The following is a 2939-nucleotide window of genomic DNA, read 5'->3' as shown; positions in this document are numbered from 1 at the left end:
GGCTATATCTTCGGAGAGGGAGAAGATAAAGGGGAAAAACTTCGCCTGGTGGACTTCCATATCGACGCCCTGGGGCGGGGCACCGAGGCCGAAGGGGTGTGCGGAGTGATCCTGGAGGATGCTTCCGGAAGACGCACCGCCGGCCTGGGGCGGGACGGAGACATCGTGGCCGCAGGGATCAAGGCCCTGGTAAATGCCCTGAATCGTCTGGAGGCCTCCCGCGAGAAAGGGGAAGACCTGCGTCGCCAGCTGGCCCGGGAAGCCGAAGAGGAGCAAAAAGTAGAGGAAGCGCGGCCTATGTGTCGCTAGAAAGGTTCTTCAGCAGAAGCAATTTCTCCTCGCTTCGCAGGGCCCATTCGCTTTCCGGAGCCAGCTGGGTTACCGATTCCCAGAGCCGCCGGGCCTTTTCCAGATCCCCGAGACGGAAATAGACCTCGCCCAGCCAGTAGCGGGAGGCCATATCCGCATGATTGAAGCGTACCGCCCGACGAAAATCGAGCTTGGCCTCCTCCCAGCGTCCCTGTTGAAAGGCGATTAGACCGGCATAATAGTAGGCCCGGGAGTAACGCGGATTGAGCTTCAGGGCCCGATTGAGATACTTAAGGGCCTTGGCGTCGTCTCCCTTCTTGTGCCAGGCCCAGCCCAGATTGGTGAGGGCCATGAAGGGATTGAGATAAAGGGGGTTGTCGAGGGCCTTCTTAAAATAAGAAATGGCCTGATCGTATTGCCCCTGAAGCAGGGCCAGGGCCCCCAGATTATTCAAGGCCTCGGAATACCGGGGATCGATCTGAAGGGCCTTCTCGAATTCCAGACGGGCCTTATCGTATTCCTTTCGCCCCATGTAGATGAGGCCCAGGAGATTGTACACCTCCGGATCCCGGGGACTTTCCTTCTGGGCCAGGAGGGCCTCCCGCAGGGCTTCGGGATAGCGGTTGTCCTTGAGATACACATAGGCCAGTTCCCGGTGCATGGCCGAGGCCTGCTGATGATAACTGGCCGAGGGCCCGCAGGCAGCCAAAACCAGTAAAAGGAAACCCAGAACCAAACGGATCATACCTTCCCCCTCTCGGAATTTTCTTTATTTATATCACTTTATTCAGGGAATATTCAATAATTCCTTTGGCCCCGGCCTCGATAAGTCGGGGAATAAGTTCCCGCACCTCCCCCTCGGAAATAACCGTCTCCACGGCGAACCAGCCCTCCTGATAAAGACGGGAAATGGTAGGAGCGGTGAGACTGGGAAGGAGACCCACCACCTTCTCCAGATCCTTTTCGGCCACGTTCATCTTGAGGCCCACCATGCGATCGGCCCTGAGAGCCCCCTGAAGGAGCAGGGCCAGTTGTTCGATCTTCTTCCGCTTCCAGGGATCCCTCCAGGCCTCCTCGTTGGCGATAAGTTGAGGATGGGTGACCATGAGTTCGTGGATGATCTTGAGTCCATGGGCCCGGATGGTGGAACCGGTCTCTGTAACCTCCACGATGGCATCGGCCAGCCCCTGGACTACCTTGGCTTCGGTGGCCCCCCAGGAAAATTCCACCTCTACCTCGATCCCTCGCTGGGCAAAATAACGCCGGGTAAAATTGACCAGCTCGGTGGCGATCTTTTTACCCCGGAGATCCTCGAGCGTCCGTATATCCGAGTCCGCCGGGACCGCCAGCACCCAGCGGGCCGGCCGTTTGCTTACCTTGGAATAGATGAGGTCCGCTACCGCCACCACTCTGGAGTCGTTCTCCAGGATCCAGTCCTTGCCCGTGATGCCGGCATCGAGCACCCCGGCCTCCACGTACCGGCTCATTTCCTGAGCCCGGCAGATGGCGCAGGAGATCTCCGGATCGTCTATCTCCGGAAAATAACTCCGGTGATGCACCTTGACCCGCCAGCCGGATTTCTCCAGGAGTTCGATGGTGGCCTTTTCCAGACTGCCCTTGGGAATCCCGAACTTAAGCACCCTTTCGCCCATAGACCTCCTCCGGATCAAAAATTTTCTGCCCCACGATCTCTACCTGTCCCCCTCGAATGCGTCGATAGAAACAGGACCGATAACCCGTATGGCAGGCGGCTCCGCCGTGTTGTTTGACCTTGAGAAGGACGGTATCCGCGTCGCAATCCAGGAGAACATCCCTTACCTCCTGGACATAGCCCGAGGTTTCCCCCTTAAGCCAGATCTTCCCCCGGCTGCGGCTAAAATAATGGGCCTTCCCGGTGGCCAGGGTCCTCTCCCAGGCCTCCTCGTTCATGTAGGCCAGCATCAAGACCTCTCCGGTCTCGGCATCCTGGACGATAACCGGTACCAGCCCTCCCCCCTTCTCGAAGTCGGGTCTAAGCACGGTTCACCTCCCTCAACCAGCTTCTCAATAGATACTCCGGGTCGGAGCTTTTTACCAGGGCCTCACCGATAAGCGCGGCATGTACTCCGGCCTCCCTCAGGCGTCTGAGTGTGGAGGCCTCGGAAAGACCGCTTTCAGCCACCACCACCCTGTCTGCGGGAATGCGGGGAAGAAGACGCAGGGTGGTCTCCACCGAGACCTGAAAGGTGTGAAGATTACGGTTATTGACTCCGATGATCCGGGCTCCGACGGAAAGAGCCGTCTCCAGCTCCTCCTCATCGTGCACCTCCACCAGGGCCGAAAGCCCCAGGCGCCGGGTGTAGCCCAGGAGTTCCCCCAGCTGTTCCGGAGAAAGGGCGGCCACGATGAGAAGCACCGCGTCGGCCCCGAAGGCCCGGGCCTCTTCAATCTGGATGGGATCCAGGATGAAGTCCTTCCGGAGGAGGGGGATCTCCACCGCCTCCCTCACCGCAGCCAGATATTCCAGAGAACCGCGAAAGAAGGGTTCATCGGTGATGACGGAAATGGCCCTGGCTCCTCCCCGAACGTAGGATCGGGCCAGCCCCGGAGGATCAAGTCCGGGGCACAGACTGTCTCTTATACACATCTCC

General features: G+C 59.0%; 5 protein-coding genes. 1 reads left to right on the top strand and 4 read right to left on the bottom strand.

Annotated elements, in window-relative coordinates; genetic code table 11:
* Positions 1-309, top strand: a 309-nt coding sequence (locus F8J34_RS03835; RefSeq protein ID WP_297056683.1) for an alpha-isopropylmalate synthase regulatory domain-containing protein, incomplete at its 5' end; no start/stop codon positions are given.
* Here F8J34_RS03835 and F8J34_RS03830 read toward each other — a convergent pair.
* From F8J34_RS03830 to F8J34_RS03815, 4 genes are all read right to left on the bottom strand, one after another.
* Positions 296-1054, bottom strand: coding sequence for a tetratricopeptide repeat protein (locus tag F8J34_RS03830; RefSeq protein WP_297056682.1), 759 nt, complete (start codon positions 1052-1054; stop codon positions 296-298). The genes F8J34_RS03835 and F8J34_RS03830 overlap by 14 nt on opposite strands.
* A gap of 28 nt (positions 1055-1082) precedes the next feature.
* Complete coding sequence (hisG, locus tag F8J34_RS03825; protein ID WP_297056681.1) at positions 1083-1961, bottom strand: ATP phosphoribosyltransferase; 879 nt, start codon at positions 1959-1961, stop codon at positions 1083-1085.
* Positions 1942-2328 carry a phosphoribosyl-AMP cyclohydrolase gene (gene hisI, locus F8J34_RS03820; protein WP_297056680.1) on the bottom strand — a complete coding sequence of 129 codons (387 nt, stop codon included), beginning with the start codon at positions 2326-2328 and terminating at the stop codon, positions 1942-1944. The genes hisG and hisI overlap by 20 nt, the downstream gene beginning before the upstream one ends.
* On the bottom strand, positions 2321-2939 hold a 619-nt coding region (locus F8J34_RS03815), incomplete at its 5' end, for an indole-3-glycerol phosphate synthase TrpC (protein WP_297056679.1). The genes hisI and F8J34_RS03815, both read right to left, overlap by 8 nt.

This window comes from Thermosulfurimonas sp. (assembly GCF_015491435.1).
GTDB lineage: Bacteria > Desulfobacterota > Thermodesulfobacteria > Thermodesulfobacteriales > Thermodesulfobacteriaceae > Thermosulfurimonas_A.
Note: the sequence above shows the minus strand (reverse complement) of the source record. Positions and strands in the feature narration are given on the sequence as shown.

Excerpts from the sequence above, each read along its gene's own strand:
- F8J34_RS03830 (WP_297056682.1), bottom strand. The coding sequence starts at position 1,054 with ATGATCCGTTTGGTTCTGGGTTTCCTTTTACTGGTTTTGGCTGCCTGC.
- hisG (WP_297056681.1), bottom strand. The coding sequence starts at position 1,961 with ATGGGCGAAAGGGTGCTTAAGTTCGGGATTCCCAAGGGCAGTCTGGAA.